The following is a 23332-nucleotide window of genomic DNA, read 5'->3' on the forward strand; positions in this document are numbered from 1 at the left end:
GCGAATGTGAGAACTTGTCGGAGCAAGGGGCTGATGTGCGCCAAGACTTGATAAGCGACCCTGAGGCGGTCGCCGCTCTCGAGCGGGCCGACGCGCTGCACACCGCGCTGACACACATCGTCCTCGAGGGCGGGGACCTGGCGGCGATCGCGGAGGCGGTGGGTGCGTCCATGGGCTGCGGCGTCGTCTTCACCTCGACCGACGGGCGCGAGCGCGCGGCCCACCTCGACGAGGCCCAGCGCGAGTCGCTGGCCGCCGCCGACCTGCTCGACCCGAGCGGCCGGGTGCGCGTCGAGCGGATCGACGCAGACGGCACCGCGGTGGGCGAGGGCGAGGCGCTCGTACGCCGGGTGGTGGCCGCGGGCGTCGACCTGGCGCGGCTCGTGGCGCTGCGCCCGGACGGGAAGATCCACTCGTCCGACGCGCACGCGCTGGAGCGCGCGGCCATCGTCGCGGCGCTGCTCGTCACGCGCGTCGAGGCGATCACCGCCGTGGAGAACAAGTACCGCGGCGACTTCCTCCGCGACGTCTTCCTCGGCCGCGCGGGCGAGGAGGAGTACGTCGCCGAGCACGCGCAGGCCTTCGGCTGGCACCTCGACCGGCCGGTGATGGTGGTGGTCGCGGTGCTCGACCCGGACGCGATGGCAGCCCTCGGTCCCGACCCGGAGGACAGGCGCGCCTGGCAGGACCGCTTCGCCAACGCGTGGCGGCAGGTCTCGGCGACGGTGGACCCGAGCATCGCCTCGGTGGCGTTCAGCCGCGAGGTGGTGACGCTCGTGCCCGTCGACCTCGAGGCGGGTGCCGCCGATCCGCACGTCGCGGTCGACCGGATCATCGCGGCCGTGCGGGGCGACCGCGGCGGCGGCCGGATCGCGTTCTCGGCCGGCGTGAGCCGCGTGTCCCACGGTCTCGGTGACCTGCCGGAGGCGTTCCGGCAGGCCCAGCGGGCCGTCGAGATCGGCCGGCGGGTCCACGGCGGCGGCTCGGTGACCCGCTTCGACCAGCTCGGCCTGCACCGGCTGCTCGCCCTCGTGCCGGACGGCGCCGAGCTGACCTCGTTCGCCGCCGACGTGCTCGGTCCGCTCGCGGAGCGCACGCCCGAGGCGGCCGACCTGCGCGAGACGCTCCAGGTGCTGCTCGACACCAACTTCAACGTGGCCGAGGCGGCGCGCGCCCAGTTCTTCCACTACAACACGATGCGCTACCGCGTCGGCAAGCTGCAGAGGATCCTCGGGCCGGTCGCGACCGACCCGCACCTGCGCCTCGACGTCGCGGTCGCGCTGCGGGCGCTCGAGATCGTCGGCTGACCCGCTTGACCTTGTCCCCACGGGAGGGCCCACGGTCGTCGGACCGGTGAGAGTCACCGGAGAGGATGGCGACGATGACCAGCACCCGTGACCTGATGACGATCGGCGACTTCGCCCGCGCCGCGGGCCTGACGCCGAAGGCGTTGCGGCTCTACGACGAGCTCGGGCTGTTGCGCCCGGTCGAGGTCGACGAGCACTCGGGCTACCGCCGGTACGCCCCTTCCCAGCTCGAGCGTGCCCGCCTGGTGGCGACGCTGCGACTGGTGGGCATGCCGCTGGCCCGGATCGAGCAGGTGCTGGACGGCTCCCGGGCCGAGGCGGCGCAGGCCGTCTCGGCGTACTGGGTCCAGGTCGAGGCCGACACCGCGACCCGCCGCGACATCGTCACCGCCCTCGTCCACCACCTGAGGAACGAGGCACCCGCCATGACCACATCCACCCACACCCTGCACGCGACCTTCGGCACCAGCCACCAGCGGGGCGGCCGCGACCGCCAGCAGGACGCGTACGTCGCGACACCCGAGCTGGTGGCCGTCGCCGACGGCTTCGGCGACCGCGACGACCTGGCCGCCCTTGCGCTGACGGCGTTCGGGGCGGGCGGGCTCGAGGGCGCCGTCGGAGAGGTCGCCGCCGACGTCACGGCCGGCCTGCCCGACGCGCCGTCCTCCGGCACCACCCTGACCGCGGTCGTCCTCGACGGCGACACCGCACGGGTCACGCACGTCGGCGACGGGCGGGTGTGGCTGGTGCGCGACGACACGCTGCGGCAGGTCACGCACGACCACACGGTGGTCGCGGCGCTGATCGAGGCGGGCCAGCTCAGCGCCGACGAGGCCTGGTCGCACGAGCACCGCAGCCTGCTCAACCGGGCCCTGACGCCGGGGGTCGTGGCCGACGAGGTCATCGTCGACCTGCGGCCCGGCGACCGGCTGGTGCTCACCACCGACGGCGTGCACTCGTACGTCGACGACCTCGCCCCGCTGCTCCTCACGGACGACGGGCCGCAGGACGTCGCCGACGCCGTGGCAGCGGCCGTCGTCGCGGCCGGTGAGCCGGACAACCACACCGTCGTGGTGGTCGACCTGTCCTGAGCGGGCATCCGTCCGACACGGTCGGTTGGGCCTCCCGTCACCGAGTGTTGGCATCGGCCGCGCACGGTGGGCGGGAGCGCCCGGCCGCCCCGGCCGGGCCCGTCACCCCTCGGGAGAACACCAGATGCGCCGTACGACGCGACTCCTCGCAGCACCCGCCCTCGCTCTCGCCCTGCTTGGCTCCGCGGCCGCCCTCGCGGCGCCCGGCGCCTCGGCCGCCCCGGCGCCGTCGATCGACGTGACCGCCCACCGCGGCTCCTCGGGCGCGGCGCCCGAGAACACGCTCGCCGCGATCCGGCTCGCCCTCGCGCAGAAGTCCGACGTGGTCGAGAACGACATCCAGCGCACCCTCGACGGCGAGCTGGTGATCATGCACGACGTCACCCTCACCCGGACGACCGACGTCGAGCAGGTCTTCCCGGACCGCGCGCCGTGGAACGTCCGCGACTTCACGCTCGCCGATATCAAGCAGCTGGACGCCGGCTCGTGGTTCGCGCCGGAGTTCGCGGGGGAGCGGGTGCCGACGCTGGCCGAGTGGGTCGGCGCGGTCGGGGACCGGGCCGGCATGCTGCTCGAGCCCAAGGCGCCCGAGCTCTACCCCGGCATCGAGATCGACCTCGACAAGGAGCTGCGCTCCCTCCCGGCGTTCAACCGCGCGCTGCAGCGCGACCAGGTCGTCGTCCAGTCCTTCAACCACCCGTGGCTGCGGACCTACAAGGACCGGGCGCCCGACGTCACCGTCGGGCTGCTGTACGGCAGCCGGCCGACCGAGGCCGCCATCGCCGACGCGGCGACCTGGGCGGAGCAGGTGAACCCCGCGCTCGGCGCGATCGACGAAGCCACCGTCGACCAGATCCACGCCCAGGGCATGGAGGCGCACGTCTGGACCGTGAACGCCGGCCGGGACATGCGCCGCGCGATCAGCTGGGACGTCGACGGCATCATCACCAACTACCCGCAGGTGCTGCGCGACATCCTGCGCAGGGGCTGAGCGCTCAGCCGGACGGCGTACGGCTGCCGGCCCGCCGGGGTGGCGGCGGGTTGCGTGGCGGAGGGGTTCGGGGCTGCGATGTGCCGCCACCTCGGACGGCGTACGCGGCTGGCCGGCTGCAGATTCAGAGGCGCTTCTCGTAGAACACCCGCGTGAAGCCGTGCTCGCTGGTCCGGGCGGTCTCGACGTAGCCGATCCGCTCGTAGAGCGCCTGGTTCTCCATCATCGTCACGTGGGTGTAGAGCCTGATGCGGTCGCGCCCGAGCTCCACCGCCCGCCGTTCGGCCAGCTCCAGGAGCAGGCGCCCGATGCCATGTCCGTGGTGCGCGGGAAGGACGGCGACGTTCTCGAGGAGCAGACAGTCGTCCTCCTCGGCCAGGAGCACGAAACCGACGACGTCGCCGTCGAGCAGGGCGACCCACGCCTCGGTCTCCTCCACCGCAGCGGCGTAGTCGGTGTCCATCGGGCCGGGCCGGAGGCCGCCCATGCGCTCGAGGTAGGGGGCGTACGCCGCTGCGGCGAGGTCGGCCATGACCGGGGCGTCGGCACGGGTCGCGCGGCGGAGATCCACGGCGGGGAGCGTACGAGCGCTGCCCCGACGGCGACAGGGCTCTGCCCGACCCGCTGAAGAACTTGTCATCGACTGCGGCGTTCCTTCGGCAGATGTCGCCAGTGAGGGTGTGAGATGGGCCGCACTAGTTTGTGGCTTCTCGGGTACACACCCCCCTTGCGAATCTGGAGGCCTGCACATGTCGATGTTCAAGTGGGACGTGGTCGATCCCGCACCGGGGCAGGCGGTACTGCCGATGCAGCGCCTGCCGTGGGGCAAGACGATCGGGCTCGGTGCCCAGCACGTGGTCGCCATGTTCGGCGCCACCTTCGTCTTCCCCCTGGTGATGGGGCTCGACGCCAACCTCGCCATCATGTTCTCGGGCTTCTGCACGATCCTGTTCCTGCTGATCGTCCAGAACCGCGTGCCGAGCTACCTCGGCACGAGCGCCTCGTTCGTGGCCTCCGTCGCGGCGATCCGCGCGCTCGACGAGGGCAACGACTCGTCGTACGTCACCGGCGCCATCCTCGTCGGCGGCCTCGTGCTCGCGGCCGTGGGTGTGCTCATCCACTTCGCCGGCGCCGAGCTCATCCACCGGATCCTGCCGCCCGCGGTGACCGGCGCGGTCGTCATGCTCATCGGCTTCAACCTGGCCCCGGTCGTGGCCGGCATCTACTGGCCCCAGGACCAGTGGGTGGCGCTGGCCACCGCGGCGTTCATGGTGTTCGCCGCGGTCGCCCTGCCGGGCTTCTGGTCGCGCATCGCGGTCTTCCTCGCGCTGGTCTTCGGCTACCTGCTGTCGTGGGTCCTCGACGTGGTCTTCGGTCCCATCACGTCCGTCCTCGGCGGTGCCACCGAGGCCACCGAGCACGACCGCGTCTCGTGGGCCGGCGTCCAGGCCGCCGACTGGATCGGCCTGCCGAGCGGCACGCTGGCCGACGGCGTCTCCGTCGTCCACGGCCCGTCGTTCTCGCTGACCGCGATCCTGCTCGTCCTGCCCGGCGTCATCGCGCTCGTCGCGGAGAACACCGGGCACGTCAAGGCCGTGGCCGAGATGACCGGCGAGGACCTCGACCCCTACATGGGTCGCGCGATCGGCGCCGACGGCATCGCGACCGCCTTCGCCAGCGCGTTCGGCGGCTCGCCGACCACGACGTACGCCGAGAACATCGGCGTCATGGGTGCCACGCGGGTCTACTCCTCGGCGGCCTACTACGTCGCCGCGTTCGTGGCCATCCTGCTCGGCCTCTGCCCGAAGTTCGGTGCGGTCGTGAACGCGACCCCGGGAGGCGTCCTGGGCGGCATCACGGTTGTGCTCTACGGAATGATCGGACTGGTGGGCGCGAAGATCTGGGTCGAGAACAACATCGACTTCGGCAACCCCGTCAACATGGTCGGCCTCGCCGCCGGCATCATCGCCGGCATCGGCGGCGTGACGCTCACCTTCGGCGACGACTTCGAGCTCGGCGGCATCGCCCTCGGCACGATCCTGGTCATCGTCTTCTTCCACATGGTCAAGGGCCGTGGCGGCGACGGCGCCGGCACCGTCACCCGCAACCTCAGCCACCCCGACTACGACGGCGGCGTCGACGACGCGGCCTCCGGAGGCACGCACAACCGATGAAGCCCGCACCCTTCGCCTACCTGCGCCCGGCCACCCTGGAGGACGCCCTCGCGGCGCTCGCGGGGCAGCAGGGGGCGAAGGTGCTGGCCGGCGGCCAGTCGCTCGTCCCGCTGCTCTCGATGCGACTGGCCGCACCCTCGATGCTCGTCGACATCAACGCCCTGCCGGACCTCGGCCACGTCCGCGTGGCAGGGGACGGCGTACGGATCGGCGCCCTCGCCCGGCACGCCGAGGTGCTCGCCTCGGCCGAGGCGGCCGCGAGCCAGCCGCTCCTCGCGATGGCGCTCGGCCACGTCGCGCACCCGACGATCCGCAACCGGGGGACCACCGTCGGCTCCCTGGTGCACGCCGACGCGGCGGCCGAGATGCCGATGGTGCTGCGCCTGCTGGAGGGATCGGTCGACGTCGCGTCGGTGCGCGGGCGCCGTACGATCCCCGCCGCCGAGCTCTTCGCGGGGCCGCTGGAGTCCACGCTGGCCCACGACGAGATCGCCGTCGAGGCGTTCTTCCCGGCCCTCGCGCCGGGCGCGGGCGTCGCGTTCCAGGAGATCGCCCGCCGCCACGGCGACTACGCCCTGGTCGGGGTCGCGGCGCACGTCGAGACCGACGGGGGAGAGGTCACCCGCGCCCGGGTCGGCTTCGTGTCGGTGAGCGACGTCCCCGTCGTCGTCGACGTCACCGATGCCGCCCAGGACCCAGGAGGCGACCCGGCCGGTGCTGCGCTCGCCGAGCTCGAGCCGGCCGGAGACATCCACGCCACCGCCGCCTACCGCGCCCACCTGGTCACGGTGCTGACGCCGCGGGTCCTGGCGGACGCGGTCCACCACGCCCGGGAGAGGAAGCCCGCATGAGCACCAACGCCGAGGAGCTCCACGACGTACGTCTGCACGTCAACGGGTCCGTCCACGAGGTCCGGGTGCCCGCGCGCCGGCTGCTGTCCGACGCGCTGCGCCACGACTGCGGCCTCACCGGCACCCACGTCGGCTGCGAGCACGGCGTGTGCGGTGCCTGCACGATCCTCGTCGACGGCAAGCCGATGCGCTCGTGCCTGATGCTCGCCGTGTCGGCCGTCGACGCGGAGATCACCACCGTCGAGGGTCTCACCGAGGACGACGGGACGCCGCAGGGCCGGCTCAGCCCGGTGCAGCAGGCGTTCTCCGACTGCCACGGCCTCCAGTGCGGCTTCTGCACCCCGGGCTTCCTGACCACCATCACCGCCGGCCTCGCCGAGAACCCCGAGCCCACCGAGGAGGAGGCCCGCGAGATGATCGGCGGCAACCTCTGCCGCTGCACGGGCTACCAGAACATCGTGAAGTCGGTGCTGCGGGCGGCCGAGATCGAGCGGGAGCGCGCATGACCACCAAGCTCTTCGGCACCAAGGTGTCGCGCGTGGAGGACCAGCGCTTCCTGCGCGGTCAGGGCCGCTACGTCGACGACCTCCTCACCGACGACCCGCGGCTGCTGCACGCTGCGGTGCTGCGCTCGCCGCACGCCCACGCCCGCATCGTCGACATCGACGTCGCCGACGTGCTCGACCTCGACGGCGTGGTCGCGGTGTGGACCTGGGAGGACCTGACCGGTCCGATGGCCGAGCCGCTGCCGCTGCTCATCCCGCACCCGACGCTCACCCACGGCCGCACCCAGTACGCCCTGGCGCGCGAGGAGGTCAACTACGTCGGCGAGGCGATCGCCTTCGTGGTGGCCGTCGACCGCTACGTCGCCGAGGACGCGGTGGCGCGCATCCGCGTCGACTACGAGTACCTCGAGCCGGTCGTCGGGATCGACGCGGCGCGCGCGGCGGAGCGTACGGTCCACGACGACGTGCCCGACAACGTCGGCGCCCGGATGGAGCAGGAGAACGGCGACGCCCGCGCAGCCATCGCGACGGCGCCGCACACGCTCACCCTCGAGCTCGACATCGAGCGCTCGGCCTGCACACCCATGGAGGGGCGCGGCACCGTGGCGCGGTGGGACCCCGACACCTCACGCCTGACGGTGTGGTCCTCGACGCAGACGTCGACCGGCGTGCGCGGCTGCGTGGCCGCCAAGCTCGGCCTCGACCTCGCCAAGGTCGACGTGATCACCCCCGACGTCGGCGGCGGGTTCGGCGTCAAGGTGGTGCACCCGTGGCCCGAGGAGCTGCTGGTCCCGCTGGCGGCGAAGACGCTCGGGCGACCGGTGAAGTACACCGAGGACCGGCGCGAGCACTTCATCTCGTCCGCCCACGAACGCGCCCAGCAGCACCACGTCGAGGTCGGCTTCGACGACGAGGGCCGGGTGCTCGGCCTCAACGTCGAGTTCTGGCACGACCACGGCGCCTACACGCCGTACGGGCTCATCGTCCCGATCATCACCTCGACGCAGCTGCTCGGCCCCTACAAGCCGCAGAACTACCGCGTCGTCTTCGAGTCGCTCTACACCAACACCGTCATCGTCACCCCCTACCGCGGCGCCGGCCGACCCCAGGGCTGCTTCGTGATGGAGCGGACGATGGACGCGATCGCGGCCTACCTCGGCAAGGACCGCACCGAGGTCCGCTCGGCCAACTTCATCCAGCCCGACGAGTTCCCCTACGAGCACGGCCTGATCTTCCAGGACGGTCGCGAGCTGACCTACGACTCCGGCGACTACCCGGCGTCGCTGGCCAAGCTCAAGGAGCTGGTCGGCTGGGACGAGTTCGAGGAGCTCCGCGCCGAGATGGCCGCCCAGGGACGCCGTGTCGGCATCGGCCTGGCCTGCTACGTCGAGGGCACCGGCGTCGGCCCCTACGAGGGCGCGCACGTGCACATCGAGACCTCCGGCAAGGTCAAGGTGGCCACCGGCCTCACCACCCAGGGCCAGGGCCACCAGACGGCCTTCGCGCAGATCGTCGCCGACACCCTCGGCGTGCGCTTCGAGGACGTCGAGGTGACCACCGGCGACACCCGCAGGATGCCCTACGCCGTGGGCACCTTCGCCTCGCGTGCGGCCGTCATGAGCGGCTCCGCCATCCACCTCGCGTCGCTGCGCGCCAGGGAGAAGGCGTTGCGCATCGCGGCCGAGGCGCTCGAGGCCTCCGAGGACGACCTCGAGATCAGCGACGGCGTGGTGTCGGTGAAGGGCACCGACGCGAGCATCGACCTCGGCACGGTCGCCGTGCTGTCCAACCCGCTGCGCTACGCCTTCGACGAGGCCTCCAAGGCCGCCACCCAGTTCTCCGTCGGCGACCCCGGCAAGCCGCCGGTCGCCGAGGACGACGAGCCCGGCCTCGAGGGCAAGGACTTCTACTCCCCGCCGCGCTCGACCTTCGCCAACGGCATGCACGCCGTGATCGTCGAGACCGACCCCGACACCGCCGAGATCACGATCCTCAAGTACGCCGTGGTGCACGACTGCGGCCACCTGATCAACCCGATGATCGTCGAGGGCCAGATCCACGGCGGCGTCGCGCAGGGCGTGGGCGGTGCGCTCTACGAGCGGATGGTCTACGACGAGTCCGGGCAGCTGCTCAACGCCTCGTTCATGGACTTCCTCATGCCCTACGTCACCGAGGTCCCGACCTCGATCGACATCGACCACCTCGAGACGCCGTCGCCGCTCAACCCGCTCGGCATCAAGGGCGCGGGCGAGGCGGGCGTCATCCCGTCGGCGGCGGTCTTCGCGGCCGCGATCGAGGACGCCGAGGGCTTCCCGATCACGGCGATGCCGATCTCGCCGTCCGAGCTCTTCGAGCTGCGCCTCGCGCACGCCGACGACCACACCGAACTGGAGACCCTGACATGAAGTTCACCGGAGAGAACACGCTGGCCGCGCCCGTCGAGCAGGCGTGGGACGCGCTGCTCGACCCGGCCGTCCTGGTCCGCACGATCCCGGGCTGCGAGCGCCTGGAGGCGACGGGGGACAACGCGTACGCCATGACGGTCACCGCGGGCGTCGCGTCGATCAAGGGGACGTACGCCGGCTCGTGCCTGCTCACCGACCTCGTCGAGCACGAGTCGCTGGTGATGAAGCTCGACGGTGCCGGCGCACCGGGCACCATCGGCGCCACGGTCAACGTGCGGTTCGCCCCCGAGGGGTCCTCGACGCGCATCTCCTACGACGCCGACGCGGTCGTCGGCGGGATGATCGGCGGCGTCGGCCAGCGGATGCTGACCAGCGTCTCGCGGCGGATGGCGGGCGAGTTCTTCGGCAACGTCGACGGCGTGCTGGCCGGCGGTGGGGCCGCTGCCGCCGAGCCGGGTCACGTGACGGGCGCTGCTGCGCCCCCCTCGACCAGCGAAGGCACGGTCTTCACCGCCCCAGCGAAGGTGTCCGCCGCGGGCTCGCGCCAGGACTTCCTCACCGGCGTGGCCGTCGGTGCGGGCCTCGTGGTGCTCGGCGTCATCGTCGGAGGCGTCTTCGGTCGTCGGCGATGAGCGAGCTGACGGTCGACTCCACCGCCCGGGACCAGGCCGCCGCCGTGCGCGCCCGGGAGATCTCGGCGACCGAGCTCCTCGAGCTGCACCTCGACCGGATCGAGGAGCGCAACCCCGAGCTCAACGCGATCGTCTCCCTCGACGCCGAGCGCGCGCGGGCGTGGGCGGCCGTCGCCGACCAGGCGTACGCCTCGGGCGAGGAGGTGGGCCCGCTGCACGGCCTGCCGTTCGCGGTGAAGGACACCCACGCGCTCAAGGGGTGGCGCACGACGTACGGCTCCCCGATCTTCGCCGACGCGGTGGCCGACCACGACGACCTCCTCGTGGAGCGGGTCCGCGCGGCCGGGGCGGTGTTCGTCGGCAAGACCAACGTGCCGGAGTTCGCGGCCGGCTCGCACACGTTCAACACCGTCTTCGGCGTCACCCGCAACCCGGTCGACCCGACGCGATCCGCGGGCGGGTCCAGCGGGGGAGCGGCGTGCGCGCTGGCCTCCGGGATGGTGCCCCTGGCAGACGGGTCCGACATGGGCGGGTCGCTGCGCAACCCCGCGTCGTTCTGCGGTGTGGTCGGGATGCGGCCGTCGCTGGGCCGGGTGCCGGAGTGGCCGCTCTACAACCAGTGGGAGTCGACGTCCGTCGGCGGCCCGATGGCCCGCAACGTGGGCGACCTCGCGCTGCTGCTGTCTGTCATCGCCGGTCCCGACCCCCGCACCCCCCAGGCGCTCGGCGACCCGGGCGCCTCGTTCGCGCCCCCGCTGGTCCCTGCTCCGCTCGCCGGGCTGCGGGTCGCGACGTCGGTGGACCTCGGCGGCGCCCTCGTCGTCGACCACGAGGTCGCAGGCGTCGTACGCGCCACCGCCGCGCGCCTGTCCGACGCCGGTGCGGCCGTCACGGAGGCCCACCCCGACCTCGCGCTGGCCGACGACACCTTCCGCACGCTCCGGGCGTGGCACTTCCAGGCCAAGCTCGGCCGCCTCCTCGCCGAACACCCGACCTCCTTCAAGCCGTCCCTCGAGGCCAACATCCGCGCCGGCGAGCCGCTGACGGGCGCCGACGTCGCCCGGGCGTACGCCCAGCGCACGTCGCTGTCGGAGACGATGCGGCTGTTCTTCGGCGACCACGACGTGCTGCTGCTGCCGACCTCGCAGGTGCCGCCGTTCCCGGTGGAGCAGGAGTTCCCCGAGACGATCAACGGCCAGGAGATGCCCGACTACCTCGCGTGGATGCGCTCGGCCTACTTCATCACCGTCACCGGGTGTCCGGCGATCTCGGTCCCGGCCGGGCGCACGGCCGACGGCCTGCCGGTCGGGGTCCAGCTCGTCGCCCGACACGGCGCCGACCGCCGGCTGCTCGAGGTCGCCGCGGCCGTGGAGCAGCTGCTCGCCGGCTGACGCCTGTGCACACACCTGTGGACAGACCTGTGCAGGAAGCCGTTCTGCTGGGGACGACGGGCGCTCTCCTGTGCACGACACGCCGAGTGCGCAGAACCCGCGGAAACCAGTGCCGAAGGTCCCTTGCGGACGGTGTGGCCGAGGGCATAGAACTGGTACTACGCAGCCCCGCAAGGGGAGGCGGGATGGCTCCGACAAGGAGGGTCCACACGACGCGAACCGGTCCGCCGGGGACCGTTGCGGGCACCGGGTGATGCGGTGACCGGGACCCCGAAGGGCGGAGCGATCGACCGGGACATCACCTGATCGGTCACCCCGAGGATCTGGTCGCTACGGCGACCTACCTCAACCAGAAGGGCCCTTGGCGCTCATACCGCCGAGGGCCCTTCGCCTTTCCCGGGGGCCCTCCGGGCGTGTCCGCACGGCGAGGGCGCGGCGGCGCCTGCCAGCATGCGCGCATGACCGAGATCTCGGAGCGGGGCGTGGACCACGCGACCGCGTTGCCCGCCAGCGCGTGGATGTTCGCCTGGTCGTGCGTCGCCGTGCAGGTCCTCGAGCTCGCGCGGCGAGGTGCCCAGTCCCCGGACGACTGGCCGCTGTCGATGCTCCTGGGCGTGGCCCTGGTGACCTTCTTCTCCCACGGTGTGCTGCGGGCCAGATGGGTGCGGTTCTGGCTGGTCGTCGTGCTCGTCGCCGTGGCGCTCGTCGCGGAGCTCGTCGCGTTCGTCGACACCCCGAGCGGCTGGACGGCCGCCGCCCTCGCGCTGTCGGTCGTCCAGGCGGTCCTGCTGCACCGCTACACCCGCAGCACGTGGTTCGAGCAGCAGCGTGCGCGCGTGCCCGGTGGGCCGTCCCTCACTCCGATCCTCCTCGTCGCCGCACTGGTCGGGGCCCTCGGCGGCGTCCTGGGCGCGGAGGAGAGCATGGCGCCGACCCAGGAGATGTACCAGGACCCGTTCTCCGACCCGTTCACCGACCCGTTCACCGGTCCGGCCGGCGACCTCGGATTCGAGTGAGACATGTCTTGCCGATGAATCGCTGATTCGTCGGCAATCTCTGCCGTGGTCGCTCGTGCGGCCACTCGGTTGAATCTCCTCCATGAGCAATCGGCGGATCAGGATCGGGATCGACACCGGCGGCACCTTCACCGACGTCGTGGCCTTCGACGAGGACTCGGGCGAGCTGGTCACGACCAAGACCCCCAGCACCCCGGGCAACCCCGCCGACGGCTTCATCGCCGGCATCGAGAAGATCCTCGGCATCGTCGGGGCCGGGGGAGCCGACATCACCGCCGTGTCCCACGGCACCACCGTGGCGACCAACAAGCTCCTCGAGGGCAAGGTCGAGGCGCTCGGCTTCATCACGACCGAGGGCTACGAGTTCATGCTCGAGATCGCCCGGCAGTCGGTGCCCGACGGCTACGGCAACTCCTACTTCTGGGTCAAGCCGGACCGCATCGTCCCGGCCGACCGGGTCCGTACGGTCGGGGGCCGCCTCGACTTCACGGGAGCCGAGATCAGGCCCTTCGACGAGGAGTCCGCGGTCGCCGCCGCGCGGTGGTTCCGCGACCAGGGGATCACCACCCTCGGCGTGTGCCTGCTGCACGCCTACGCCAACGACGAGCACGAGCTCCGCATGCGCGACATCCTGCGCCGCGAGCACCCCGAGGCGGTCGTCTCCATCTCCAGCGAGGTGCTGCGCGAGTACCGCGAGTACGAGCGGGCGATGACGACGCTGGTCGACGCGGCCGTGAAGCCCAACGTCAGCCGCTACGTCACCAACATCTCCGAGCGGTTGCTGAACTTCACCGGCAGCGCTGATGCTCTCGGGGGGTCGACGGGGGGCGGAGCCCCCCGCTCCGTCCCGTTCTACGTCATGAAGTCCAACGGCGGCGTGCTCTCGGCCGACGAGGTCGTCCACCAGCCGATCACCACGGTGCTCTCCGGCCCGGCCGCCGGCGCCCTCGGTGCGGCGCTGATCGCCAAGGTCGCCGGCTTCCCACGGATCCTCACCTGCGACGGCGGCGGCACCTCGACCGACGTCTCCGTCGTGCTCGACGGCGAGCCGACCCTCACCACCGAGGGCACCGTCGGCGCCTACCCCAGCAAGATCCCGATGATCGACGTCGTCACCGTCGGCGCGGGCGGCGGCTCCATCGCCTGGCTCTCACCCGAGGGCACCCTCAAGGTCGGTCCCCACTCGGCGGGCGCCGACCCCGGCCCGCTCTGCTACGCCAAGGGCGGCACCCAGCCGACGATCACCGACGCCCACGTCACCCTCGGCCGGATCCCACCCCACCTGCTCGGCGGCGAGATCCCGCTCGACGTGGAGGCTGCACGCGCGGGCATCGCCGACCTCGCCGACCAGCTCGGTGTCGACTTCGAGCGCTGCGCCACCGGCATCCTCGAGATCTCCGCCTGGAACCAGGCCAACGCGCTGCGCCAGGTCAGCGTCAAGCGCGGCCTCGACGTGCGCGACTTCATGCTGACGACCTTCGGCGGCTCGGGCTCGCTGCTCGCCTGCCGGCTCGTCGACATCCTCGACCTCGCCGGCGTGGTCGTGCCCCCCAACCCCGGCAACGTGAGCGCCTTCGGGCTGCTGACCGTCGACGTCAAGAACGACTACGTCCAGACCCACGTCGCCAAGGAGTCCGCGCTCGACCACGCGGCCGTCCAGTCGATCCTCGACACCCTCACCGACCGGGCCCGCGAGGCGCTCGGCAAGGAGGGCTTCACCGCGGACCAGCACGAGTTCCACCGCACGATCGACGTGCGCTACGTCGGCCAGGCCTACGAGGTGCGCGTCGCCGCACCCGAGGGCGTCGTCGACGAGGCGTACGTCGCCCGTGTGGCCGACACCTTCCACGCCGAGCACCGCCAGCTCTACGGCTACGACTTCCGCGGCGACGCGACCCAGCAGGTCGAGTGGGTCAACCTGCGCGTCACCGGCATCGGCCCCATCACCCGCCCGGAGATCCCGACGCTCGAGAAGTCGGGTCTCGACACGGACCTCGTTCCTCGGTCCTGCTCGACCACGGAGAGGAAGGTCTGCTTCGACGCCGACCAGGGCTACGTCGACACCCCGATCATCTGGCGCGGCGACCTCGGCGCCGGCGACACCTTCAGCGGCCCCGCCATCGTGGAGGAGTTCGGCTCCACCATCCCCGTCCACCCCGGATTCGAGGTCGTGGTCGACGACTGGGCCAACCTCGTCATCCGCAAGACCGGCACCACCACCCAGGAGGGGGCTCGATGAGCACCGACGTCAGCACCCGACCCGTGGACCCGGCGTACGTCACCGCGAAGCCGGTCAACCCGGCCGGCCTGCCCACGGCGTACGAGCACGGCGGGCGCCTCACGCCCGAGGGCTCGAGCGTCGACCCGATCCTCGTCGAGATCGTCCAGGGAACCCTGGCCAGCGTCGAGATGGAGGTCGAGACCGCCATCGGCCGGACGAGCCGCTCGCCGATGATCCGCGACGCCCACGACTTCCGCGCCGGCATCCACGACCGCCAGCTGCGCAAGCTCACCGGCCGCTCCTACAGCGCGCTCGTGCACCCGATCGTGCGCGACTTCCCGCTGGAGGAGATGCGTGAGGGCGACGTCTTCTTCCACAACGACGTCTACGAGTCCGAGGGCGGCATCGGCCACCTGCCCGACCTCTGCGTCACCGTGCCGGTCTTCCACGAGGGCGAGGTCGTCGCGTTCGTGCAGGCCTTCGGCCACCACGACGACATCGGCGGCGCGTGCCCCGGCTCGATGCCGAGCGGTGCGACCAGCGTCTACGAGGAGGGCCTCGCGGTCCCGCCGATCAAGCTGTGGGACGCGGGCGTGCCCAACAAGGCGGCGCTGCGCATCATGACCCGCAACTCGCGGATGCCCGACAGCCTCGCCGCCGACCTCGACGCCGAGTGCTCGGCCTGCCTGATGGGCGCGCGCCGGCTCAGCGAGCTGTTCGAGCGCTACGGCCGCGAGGCGATCGAGACGTCGTTCGACGCGATCCTCGACGCGACCACCGAGACCTACCGCCGCGAGATCCTCTCGAAGATCCCCGACGGCACCTACGTCTGGGAGGACTACGCCGAGCACGACGGCGTCGACGAGCCGCAGCTGCACACGCAGCGGATCACCCTCACCAAGGTCAGCGACGCCCCGGCCGACCCCGACAACGGTCGCCCTGCCGGCCCGCGGCTGATCATCGACTTCACCGGCACCAGCGCGCAGGCCAAGGGCCCGATCAACCACTGCGGCGACTACGTCGGCGGCAACTTCCTCAAGAAGTGGCTCGCCCCGATCCTGCGCAACCTCGCCGACACCCCCGAGCGGATGGCCGAGCTCGACGTCAACGAGGGCATCGTGCCGCTGATCGAGATGCGGTTCCCCGAGAAAGGCACGCTGCTCACCCCGATCCACCCGGGCCCGACCAACGCCCGCACGTTCGTGATCCTGCGGCTGCTCGGCGTGCTCGCCGGCGTCGTGGCCAAGGCCGTCGACGGCAAGATGCCGGCCGACCAGGAGACGATCCGCTACACCGGCGTCTACGGCAAGGACCTCGAGGGCAACGACTACCTCATGCGCGAGGTGCTCGGCGGTGGCTCCGGCGGTCGCTACTACGCCGACGGCGAGGACACCATCCACGTGGTGCCCGACTCCCGCAACCTCCCGACCGAGTTCACCGAGTCGCGCTTCCCGTTCATCGTCGAGCGCCTCGGCCTCGCGGTCGACTCCGGCGGCGCGGGGCAGTTCCGCGGCGGACTCGGCTATGAGAAGCAGATCCGGATGCTCAAGGACGGGCACTTCATGTCCATCGCCGACCGCTCGATCCTGGCCTGCTGGGGCGTACGCGGTGGCAAGGCGGGTGCCCCCTTCCAGGTCGTCATCGACCCGGGCGGTCCCGACGAGCGCGAGGTCGACGCCCTCGCCGACGCCGAGGTCGTCAAGGCCGGCCAGCTCATCCGGATCCGTACGACCGGTGGTGGCGGCTGGGGCGACCCGCTGGCCCGCGACCCCGAGCTCGTCGTGCGCGACGTGGTGTGGGGCAAGGTCTCGGCCGAGGCAGCGCTGCGCGACTACGGCGTGGTGCTGACCGGGCTCTCCAGTTCGGGGGGCGACGGGGGAGACCTCGGCTTCGACGCGGCGGCGACCGAGTCGGAGCGCACGGGCCGGGCGGCGTGGAGCCGTGAGGACGACGCGTTCTTCGACCGGGGACCGGGCTACGCCGCCCTCGCCGACGGTGCCGCGTTCGCCGAGGTCGACAGGATCTGAGCCGGATGACGGTGCAGCGCATCGCAGTCCTCGGCGGCCACGGCAAGACCGGCCGGGCGGTCTGCGGCGCGCTCACCGACCGGGGCGTCGACGCCCTGCCGCTCGGGCGGGCCGACTGGTCGGACCTCGCATCGGCGGTCGCGGGCTGCGACGCGGCGTACGTCATCGCGCCCAACCTGCACCCCGACGAGCCGGCGTACGTCGCCTCCGCGCTGACGGCCCTCGCGGCTGCGGGCGTCGGTCGCGTGGTCTACCACTCCGTCGCCTCGCCCTACGCGCCCGCGATGCCGCACCACGTCGGCAAGGCCGTCTCCGAGGACCTGGTCCGCCGCAGCGGACCGGCGTGGACGATCCTGCAGCCCGGGGCGTACCTCCAGAACCTCGACCTCACCGGTCCGCTCGACCTGCCCTACTCGCCCGACGTGCGCTTCGGCTTCCTCGACCTCGCCGACCTCGGCCGGGCCGCCGCGGTCGTGCTCACCGAGGACGGGCACGAGGGAGCGACGTACGAGGTCGCGACCCGCGTCGCGACGGTCCGCGAGCTGGCCGACGAGGCGGGCGTGCCGGTGCGTCGGGTGGCCGACCCGGGCACGCATCCCTGGATGTCGGCGATGTTCGCCTACTACGACGAGCACGGGCTGCCGGTGGGCACACGGGTCCTCCAGGACCTGCTCAGGCGGACCTGACCCTCCGTTGTTGCGACCACCGGTCAACCGGTGGTCGCGTGGGTTACCGGCCGTTGCAACGGGCTGGAACCCGATGAAAAGGACAGGAACCTGCGCCGCCGCGCTGCCATGATCGCCCCATGACGACTCCCGGGACGTACGCCGACCTCGGCGAGGCCGCCTGGCGCTGGGTCCTCGACCAGGTCCGGTGGGACGACGCCGGCCCGTGGATCCCGGAGTCCGTGCCCCACGAGGGTGGCCCGCCCGAGGACCGCGACGGCATGCACAGCGGAATCGGCGGCCTCGCGCACGTGCTGGCGGAGGTCCGCGAGACCCGCGCGTGGACGGACGAGGAGCAACGCCTCGCCGACGGCATCGCCGTGCGGATCAGCCGCCACCTGACCACCACGACGGAGTACTCCTACTTCGACGGGCTGGTCAGCGACCTCGGTGTCCTGTCCGCACTCGGTGTCGACGGGGCGGAGGAGGCGATCGGACGGCTTGACGAGCTCGCGACCGACGACGGCTGGGAGCAGCCGTGGCTGGAGTCGCCGCCGTTCGCTCCCCACAGCCGGATCAACGACGCCACGCTCGGCACTGCCGGCAACCTGCTCGGCGCGGTCTGGGCGCACCGGCACGGCGTCGCGGGCGCTGACGCCCTAGCCACCAGGGCAGCACACATCCTGCTGGCCGAGGCCGAGCCCACGGAGGCGGGCACCAACTGGCGGTTCTTCCCGCGACGCTTCGCCACCGACGTCCCTCCCGCGCGACGCGATCGCCAGATGCCGAACTGGTCGCACGGACTCGCTGGCATCGCCGCCGCCCTCGCGGTCGCCGGCACCGAGCTCGACCGCCCCGACCTCGTCGAGGCCGCCCGCAGCGGGGCCGAGCACCTGGTCACCCTGGGCGACACCCGTGCGGGCGGCTTCGTCGTGCCGCACGTGATCCCGCGCCAGCCCGACATGGACGAGGTCACGTTCACGTGGTGCCACGGCCCGACCGGCACGTCGCTGCTGTTCACCGCGCTCGAGCACGCCGGGGTCGCCGAGGTCGCGGGGGAGACGCCGGAGCGGTGGCATCGCAGGTGCCTCCACAGCATCCGCACGTCCGGGATCCCGGAGCGACTACGGCCGGGCTTCTGGGACAACGACGGCCGGTGCTGCGGCACCGCCGGTGTCGGCGACGTGTTCCTCGACGCGTGGCAGCGGCTCGGCGTCGACGACGACCTCGCCTTCGCACAGGTGCTCGGTGACGCCCTGGTCGGGCGCGCGGTCGTGGACGACGACGGCGCCCGCTGGCGCTTCACCGAGCACCGCAACGAGGACCCGCTGCTCCCGCCCGGCGTCGGCTGGATGCAGGGCGCCGCCGGCATCGCCGCGTACCTCCTGCGGCTCGGACGCGTGCTCCGCGAGGGACGTACGACGCCCGCAGTCGCGCGGCTCGACACCTGGTGGAACCTGCCCGGAGCGTGAGCGTCACGATCCGGCAACAGCCGTTGCGCGGCACGGCGGGTCGTCCGATGCTTCCGGGATGGGACGGGGGATCGTGCTGGGGCTGCTGCTCGCGGGTGCGCTGTCGGGGTGCGGTGACGCCGCGACTGGTGACGGCGTCGCGGACGGACCGGCACCGCCGGCCGCCTCGCCGACGGCGGCGCTCCCGGCGTACGGGCCGGTCCGCACCGTCACGACCGTGCTGGACGACGGCGACGGCCCGGTGATGTGCCTGGCCGGCATGCTGTGGTCGACCCCTCCGCAGTGCGACGGTCCCGCCGTCGGTGGCTGGGACTGGGCCGACCACCCGGAGCACGAGTCAGCGGGTGGTGCCCGCTGGGGCGAGTTCGTGCTGGTGGGCGACTGGGACGGGACGACGCTCACGCCGACCGAGGTGCGGGTCGCCGGCCCGCAAGACGGACCGGGCATCGAGGACCACCCGTTCCTCACCTCGTGCGAGGAGCCCGAGGGTGGCTGGGTGGTGGTGGATCCTGCGATCACGAACAATGCCGCCAAGGGAGCTGCCAACCGGGTGGCGGAGGCGCTCCCCGACTACGGGCTGGTCTGGGGCGACCAGTCGATCAACCCGTACTGGCAGGAGCTGGAGGACCTGCAGGACTCCGGCGGGACGCCGTCGCTGGAGGCGCAGCAGGCCATGAACGACCCGGCTCTCACGATCCTCAACGTCGGCGTCACCGACGACCTGGCCGGCGCCGAGGCTGCGATCCGCGAGGTCTGGGGCGGACCGCTCTGCGTCTCTCGCGTGGCCAACACGTTCGAGCGGCTGCGGGAGGTCGCGCTGGAGCTGCAGGACCTTCCGGGCAGCCTCGGCGCGCAGTTCGGCTCGATCAGCAACCGTGTCGATCTCCCTGTGCTCCACGACGACGGATCGATCCAGGCGTGGGTCGACGAGGAGTACGGCGACGGTGTGGTCGAGGTGACCTCGGCGCTCACCCCCGTCGGCTGACCCGGCCTGTCGGACAGGACGAACCTCGCGTCGACCCGCCGCACCCGGCGTACGACTGCGACCCGTCGCGACTTCCTCCTGTTCGACATGCCGCAGCGCGTCGTACCCCTGCCGGACAGGTGGTGGCAGTAGGAAGTGCGCAGCGCAGGCATCGGGCCTGCCACTCGCAGGAGATCACCATGTCTCGTTCTCGGATGCACCCCACCCTGCCCGCCGCCGTACGTCGGTGGTCCGCCATGCTCGCGGCCACGGTCGTGGGCACCCTGGTGCTGCTCGTCCCGGCGCCCGCCCAGGCGGCCACCTTCAGCGGCACGCTCGTCCAGGCCGTCGCGGCCGTCCCGACCGCGGCGGAGGCCAACACCGGCTACGACCGCACCCTCTTCCGCCACTGGGTCGACGCCAACGGCGACTGCCAGAACGCGCGAGCCGAGGTCCTGGTCAGCGAGGCCGAGTCCGACACCCCGCTCACCTACACGACCTCGAGCAAGTGCACGGTGTCGACCGGCCGGTGGTTCTCCTACTACGACCGCGTGTCGTGGACCCTGGCGTCCGACGTCGACATCGACCACATGGTGCCCCTGGCCGAGGCCTGGGGCTCCGGCGCGAGCGGCTGGACCGCTGCCCGGCGCGAGGCGTACGCCAACGACCTCGGCGACTACCGGACGCTCGTCGGCGTCACCGACAACGTCAACCAGTCCAAGAGCGACCAGGACCCGGCCACCTGGCTGCCGACCTACGACAAGTGCCGCTACGTCGCGGAGTGGGTCGCGGTGAAGATCCGCTGGGGTCTCTCGGCCGACTCGGCGGAGAAGAGCGTGCTCAACAGCTACGCGTCGAGCTGCTCGACGACCGTCACGGTCACCACCGCGTAGACCACCGCACGTGCGGCGGATGCGCCTACGGCTCGACCAACCCCGCCCTGCGCTCGATCTCGTCGACCACCTCGGCGAGCGGGCGGGTCGCGTCGACCGGCGTGCCCGCCGGTACGTCCTCCCCGGTGCGGTGCACGCGCAGGACCAGGTCCCGCTCGTCCGGCCGCGCGCCCCACTCGTCCGCCGGTCGAGCGTCCAGGCGGGAGAGGAGGGTCGCGCGGTCCACCTCGAGCACCAGGACCTCGTCGAAGAGGTCCACGAACAGCGGGAAGTTCCGCGACCCGCCGCAGAAGAACGTCACGGGTGCCGTCCGGTCGGCGACGAGCTCGCGGACGCGGTCGACGTCCCACACGTGGTGCTCGTGCCGCACCCCGGGGAGCGGCACCCCGGTGACCGGATCACCCTGGTAGGCCAGCTCGCGGTCCCCGTGGACGACGTGGTGGCCGCGGCGCTCGAGCTCGGTGGCCACGGTGGTCTTGCCGGTGCAGGAGACCCCCTCGACGAGGTAGTTGCGCACGCCCACGGAGCCAGTATCAACTATTGCCATCGATACCGGCCGTCGTTGGCCGAATCTGCCGTGGGGGCGTGTGAGTGCCGACACTAGGTTTGCGCCATGAGGGTCCTGCTCGCACTCGGCGGCAACGCCATGACGAATGCCGACGGTCGTGCGCGCCCCGAGGACCAGATCGAGGCGGCCGGCGTGGCGATGGCGGCGGTCGCGGGCCTGCTCGAGCACGACCACGACGTCGTCATCACCCACGGCAACGGTCCCCAGGTCGGCAACCTGCTCGTCAAGAACGAGCTCGCGGCAGCGGTCGTGCCCCCCGTCCCGCTCGACTGGTGCGGTGCGCAGACGCAGGCCACGCTCGGCTTCGTCCTGCTCGACGCCCTCGACCGGGAGCTGGCGGCGCGATCGGTCGACCGACGCTGCGCCGCCCTCGTGACCCGGACGCTCGTCGACGCCGACGACGAGGGGTTCACCACCCCCACCAAGCCGATCGGCCGCCACCTGCCCGAGGCCGAGGCCCGCGTGCTGATGGACCACGGCGAGACCTGGGAGGACCGCGGCGAGAAGGGCTGGCGTCGGGTCGTCGCCTCGCCCGAGCCGCGCGAGATCATCGACGCCCCGGCCGTGCTCGCCCTGATCGAGGCCGGCTTCGTGGTCGTCGCCAACGGTGGCGGAGGCATCCCGCACGTACGCCGCCCAGACGGCTCCCTGGCCGGGGTGGAGGCCGTCATCGACAAGGACCTCGGCGCTGCCCTGCTCGCGCAGACCACCGAGGCCGACGTCCTGGTGATCGCCACCGACGTGCCCAACGCGGTGATCCGCTGGGGCGAGCCCGACGCCGAGCCCCTCGGCACCGTCACCGTCGACCAGCTCCGCGCGTACGCCGCCGAGGGCCACTTCGCCTCCGGCTCGATGGGCCCCAAGGTCGACGCGGTGTGCCGCTTCGTCGAGGCCACCGGCAAGCGCGGCGTCATCACCAGCCTCGACCAGATCACCGCCGCCGTCGCCGGTGACGCCGGCACCGTCGTCGTACCCGCCTGACACCCACCCCGAAAGGAACCCAGATGCCCAGCGCCATTGAGGTCCGCAAGGTCCCCATCCACTCCGTGGCCGACGCCTCGGAGCTGACGAAGCTCATCGACGAGGGCGTCATCGCCGCCGACCGGGTCTTCGCGATCATCGGCAAGACCGAGGGCAACGGCGGTGTCAACGACTACACCCGCATCATCGCCGACCGCGCCTTCCGCGAGGCGCTGGTGGCCAAGGGCGCCGACCCCGAGCAGGTCAAGGGTGTGCCGATCGTCTGGTCGGGCGGCACCGACGGCGTGATCAGCCCGCACGCCACGATCTTCGCCACCACCGACGTCCCCGAGGACGACCCGTCGCGCGAGGAGATGCGGCTCACCGCCGGCTTCGCGATGAGCGAGGCGATCCTGCCCGAGGAGATCGGCTACACCGCGATGATCGAGAAGGTCGCCGCCGGAGTGAAGGTCGCGATGGAGCGCGCCGGCATCACCGACCCCGCCGACGTGCACTACGTGCAGACCAAGACCCCGCTGCTGACCATCCACACCATCCGCGACGCCAAGTCGCGTGGCAAGAAGGTGTGGACCGAGCACACCCACGAGTCGATGGACCTCTCCAACGGCGTCACGGGCCTTGGCATCGCCGTCGCGCTCGGTGAGATCGAGATGCCGACCGACGCCGACGTCATGCACAACCGCGAGCTCTTCTCCTCGGTGGCCTCGTGCTCGTCCGGCGTCGAGCTCGACCAGGCCCAGATCGTCGTGGTCGGCAACGCCAAGGGTGTCGGTGGCCGCTACCGCATCGGCCACTCGGTGATGAAGGACGCCCTCGACGCCGACGGCATCTGGGAGGCCATCCGCTCCGCCGGCCTCGACCTGCCCGAGCGCCCGCGCACCAGCGACCTCGACGGCAAGCTGGTCAACGTCTTCCTCAAGTGCGAGGCCAGCCAGGACGGCATGGTCCGCGGCCGGCGCAACGCGATGCTCGACGACTCCGACGTGCACTGGCACCGCCAGATCAAGGCCTGCGTCGGCGGCGTGACCGCGGCCGTCACCGGCGACCCGGCGGTCTTCGTGTCGGTCTCCGCGGCCCACCAGGGCCCCGAGGGCGGCGGCCCGGTCGCCGCGATCGTCGACCTCGGCTGACGACACGCCCGTACGCTCCCGCGCGAGGCCGGCAGACGACTGTCGGT

20 protein-coding genes are annotated in these 23332 nt (G+C 72.1%); 18 read left to right on the forward strand and 2 right to left on the reverse strand.

Annotated features, from left to right (window positions below):
* Nucleotides 1-47: 47 nt before the first annotated feature.
* From AC57BS_RS16810 to AC57BS_RS16820, 3 genes are all read left to right on the forward strand, one after another.
* The gene (locus tag AC57BS_RS16810) at nt 48-1307 is read left to right on the forward strand and encodes a PucR family transcriptional regulator (protein WP_496412583.1); all 1260 of its coding nucleotides are present in this window, start codon (nt 48-50) and stop codon (nt 1305-1307) included.
* A gap of 74 nt (nt 1308-1381) precedes the next feature.
* Nucleotides 1382-2398 carry a MerR family transcriptional regulator gene (locus AC57BS_RS16815; RefSeq protein ID WP_496412584.1) on the forward strand — a complete coding sequence of 339 codons (1017 nt, stop codon included), beginning with the start codon at nt 1382-1384 and terminating at the stop codon, nt 2396-2398.
* Between the two features lie 124 nt (nt 2399-2522).
* Nucleotides 2523-3389: a glycerophosphodiester phosphodiesterase gene (locus AC57BS_RS16820; protein WP_496412585.1), complete on the forward strand. Its 867-nt coding sequence runs from the start codon at nt 2523-2525 to the stop codon at nt 3387-3389.
* A gap of 124 nt (nt 3390-3513) precedes the next feature.
* Here the strand turns inward: AC57BS_RS16820 and AC57BS_RS16825 are convergent, their stop codons facing one another.
* Nucleotides 3514-4254: a GNAT family N-acetyltransferase gene (locus AC57BS_RS16825; protein ID WP_496412586.1), complete on the reverse strand. Its 741-nt coding sequence runs from the start codon at nt 4252-4254 to the stop codon at nt 3514-3516.
* Between AC57BS_RS16825 and AC57BS_RS16830 the strand changes: the two genes are divergently transcribed.
* From AC57BS_RS16830 to AC57BS_RS16890, 13 genes are all read left to right on the forward strand, one after another.
* The gene (locus AC57BS_RS16830; RefSeq protein ID WP_496412587.1) at nt 4139-5563 is read left to right on the forward strand and encodes a uracil-xanthine permease family protein; all 1425 of its coding nucleotides are present in this window, start codon (nt 4139-4141) and stop codon (nt 5561-5563) included. The genes AC57BS_RS16825 and AC57BS_RS16830 overlap by 116 nt on opposite strands.
* Nucleotides 5560-6414 (forward strand): FAD binding domain-containing protein, encoded by an 855-nt coding sequence (locus tag AC57BS_RS16835; RefSeq protein WP_496412588.1) that lies wholly within the window; start codon nt 5560-5562, stop codon nt 6412-6414. The genes AC57BS_RS16830 and AC57BS_RS16835 overlap by 4 nt, the downstream gene beginning before the upstream one ends.
* Entirely contained in the window at nt 6411-6920 is a 510-nt protein-coding gene (locus AC57BS_RS16840; protein ID WP_496412589.1) for a (2Fe-2S)-binding protein, read from the forward strand. Before AC57BS_RS16835 ends, AC57BS_RS16840 begins: the two co-directional genes overlap by 4 nt.
* Nucleotides 6917-9325, forward strand: coding sequence for an aerobic carbon-monoxide dehydrogenase large subunit (cutA, locus tag AC57BS_RS16845; RefSeq protein ID WP_496412590.1), 2409 nt, complete (start codon nt 6917-6919; stop codon nt 9323-9325). The genes AC57BS_RS16840 and cutA overlap by 4 nt, the downstream gene beginning before the upstream one ends.
* Nucleotides 9322-9957, forward strand: coding sequence for an SRPBCC family protein (locus AC57BS_RS16850; protein WP_496412591.1), 636 nt, complete (start codon nt 9322-9324; stop codon nt 9955-9957). The genes cutA and AC57BS_RS16850 overlap by 4 nt, the downstream gene beginning before the upstream one ends.
* Nucleotides 9954-11348: an amidase gene (locus tag AC57BS_RS16855; protein ID WP_496412592.1), complete on the forward strand. Its 1395-nt coding sequence runs from the start codon at nt 9954-9956 to the stop codon at nt 11346-11348. Before AC57BS_RS16850 ends, AC57BS_RS16855 begins: the two co-directional genes overlap by 4 nt.
* 458 nt (nt 11349-11806) lie before the next feature.
* Nucleotides 11807-12364 (forward strand): hypothetical protein, encoded by a 558-nt coding sequence (locus AC57BS_RS16860; protein ID WP_496412593.1) that lies wholly within the window; start codon nt 11807-11809, stop codon nt 12362-12364.
* An 82-nt stretch (nt 12365-12446) separates the two neighbouring features.
* A complete protein-coding gene (locus AC57BS_RS16865) occupies nt 12447-14603 on the forward strand; it encodes a hydantoinase/oxoprolinase family protein (RefSeq protein WP_496412594.1) in 2157 nt (718 codons plus the stop codon).
* Nucleotides 14600-16612 carry a hydantoinase B/oxoprolinase family protein gene (locus AC57BS_RS16870; RefSeq protein WP_496412595.1) on the forward strand — a complete coding sequence of 671 codons (2013 nt, stop codon included), beginning with the start codon at nt 14600-14602 and terminating at the stop codon, nt 16610-16612. The genes AC57BS_RS16865 and AC57BS_RS16870 overlap by 4 nt, the downstream gene beginning before the upstream one ends.
* A 5-nt stretch (nt 16613-16617) precedes the next feature.
* Nucleotides 16618-17298: an SDR family oxidoreductase gene (locus AC57BS_RS16875; protein WP_496412596.1), complete on the forward strand. Its 681-nt coding sequence runs from the start codon at nt 16618-16620 to the stop codon at nt 17296-17298.
* A gap of 119 nt (nt 17299-17417) precedes the next feature.
* Nucleotides 17418-18749: a lanthionine synthetase LanC family protein gene (locus AC57BS_RS16880; protein WP_496412597.1), complete on the forward strand. Its 1332-nt coding sequence runs from the start codon at nt 17418-17420 to the stop codon at nt 18747-18749.
* A 58-nt stretch (nt 18750-18807) separates the two neighbouring features.
* A complete protein-coding gene (locus tag AC57BS_RS16885) occupies nt 18808-19734 on the forward strand; it encodes a hypothetical protein (protein ID WP_496412598.1) in 927 nt (308 codons plus the stop codon).
* Between the two features lie 179 nt (nt 19735-19913).
* Nucleotides 19914-20606 carry an HNH endonuclease family protein gene (locus tag AC57BS_RS16890; protein ID WP_496412599.1) on the forward strand — a complete coding sequence of 231 codons (693 nt, stop codon included), beginning with the start codon at nt 19914-19916 and terminating at the stop codon, nt 20604-20606.
* A gap of 25 nt (nt 20607-20631) precedes the next feature.
* Here the strand turns inward: AC57BS_RS16890 and AC57BS_RS16895 are convergent, their stop codons facing one another.
* Entirely contained in the window at nt 20632-21129 is a 498-nt protein-coding gene (locus AC57BS_RS16895) for an AAA family ATPase (RefSeq protein ID WP_496412600.1), read from the reverse strand.
* 90 nt (nt 21130-21219) lie between these two features.
* On the opposite strand from AC57BS_RS16895, the gene AC57BS_RS16900 reads away from it, so the two are divergent.
* Together AC57BS_RS16900 and bar are read left to right on the forward strand one after the other, a co-directional pair.
* The gene (locus tag AC57BS_RS16900) at nt 21220-22155 is read left to right on the forward strand and encodes a carbamate kinase (protein ID WP_496412601.1); all 936 of its coding nucleotides are present in this window, start codon (nt 21220-21222) and stop codon (nt 22153-22155) included.
* A gap of 23 nt (nt 22156-22178) precedes the next feature.
* A complete protein-coding gene (gene bar, locus AC57BS_RS16905; RefSeq protein WP_496412602.1) occupies nt 22179-23285 on the forward strand; it encodes a barbiturase in 1107 nt (368 codons plus the stop codon).
* Nucleotides 23286-23332 lie beyond the last annotated feature (47 nt).

This window comes from Nocardioides sp. BGA-UO-ETr-FS32, from assembly GCF_059567905.1.

Bases quoted from the DNA above. Each gene is read 5' to 3' on its own strand.
- AC57BS_RS16815 (WP_496412584.1), top strand. From the start codon at position 1,382: ATGACCAGCACCCGTGACCTGATGACGATCGGCGACTTCGCCCGCGCC.
- AC57BS_RS16820 (WP_496412585.1), top strand. From the start codon at position 2,523: ATGCGCCGTACGACGCGACTCCTCGCAGCACCCGCCCTCGCTCTCGCC.
- AC57BS_RS16830 (WP_496412587.1), top strand. From the start codon at position 4,139: ATGTCGATGTTCAAGTGGGACGTGGTCGATCCCGCACCGGGGCAGGCG.
- AC57BS_RS16825 (WP_496412586.1), bottom strand. From the start codon at position 4,254: ATGGCGACCACGTGCTGGGCACCGAGCCCGATCGTCTTGCCCCACGGC.
- AC57BS_RS16835 (WP_496412588.1), top strand. From the start codon at position 5,560: ATGAAGCCCGCACCCTTCGCCTACCTGCGCCCGGCCACCCTGGAGGAC.
- AC57BS_RS16840 (WP_496412589.1), top strand. From the start codon at position 6,411: ATGAGCACCAACGCCGAGGAGCTCCACGACGTACGTCTGCACGTCAAC.
- cutA (WP_496412590.1), top strand. From the start codon at position 6,917: ATGACCACCAAGCTCTTCGGCACCAAGGTGTCGCGCGTGGAGGACCAG.
- AC57BS_RS16850 (WP_496412591.1), top strand. From the start codon at position 9,322: ATGAAGTTCACCGGAGAGAACACGCTGGCCGCGCCCGTCGAGCAGGCG.
- AC57BS_RS16855 (WP_496412592.1), top strand. From the start codon at position 9,954: ATGAGCGAGCTGACGGTCGACTCCACCGCCCGGGACCAGGCCGCCGCC.
- AC57BS_RS16860 (WP_496412593.1), top strand. From the start codon at position 11,807: ATGACCGAGATCTCGGAGCGGGGCGTGGACCACGCGACCGCGTTGCCC.
- AC57BS_RS16865 (WP_496412594.1), top strand. From the start codon at position 12,447: ATGAGCAATCGGCGGATCAGGATCGGGATCGACACCGGCGGCACCTTC.
- AC57BS_RS16870 (WP_496412595.1), top strand. From the start codon at position 14,600: ATGAGCACCGACGTCAGCACCCGACCCGTGGACCCGGCGTACGTCACC.
- AC57BS_RS16875 (WP_496412596.1), top strand. From the start codon at position 16,618: ATGACGGTGCAGCGCATCGCAGTCCTCGGCGGCCACGGCAAGACCGGC.
- AC57BS_RS16880 (WP_496412597.1), top strand. From the start codon at position 17,418: ATGACGACTCCCGGGACGTACGCCGACCTCGGCGAGGCCGCCTGGCGC.
- AC57BS_RS16885 (WP_496412598.1), top strand. From the start codon at position 18,808: ATGGGACGGGGGATCGTGCTGGGGCTGCTGCTCGCGGGTGCGCTGTCG.
- AC57BS_RS16890 (WP_496412599.1), top strand. From the start codon at position 19,914: ATGTCTCGTTCTCGGATGCACCCCACCCTGCCCGCCGCCGTACGTCGG.
- AC57BS_RS16900 (WP_496412601.1), top strand. From the start codon at position 21,220: ATGAGGGTCCTGCTCGCACTCGGCGGCAACGCCATGACGAATGCCGAC.
- bar (WP_496412602.1), top strand. From the start codon at position 22,179: ATGCCCAGCGCCATTGAGGTCCGCAAGGTCCCCATCCACTCCGTGGCC.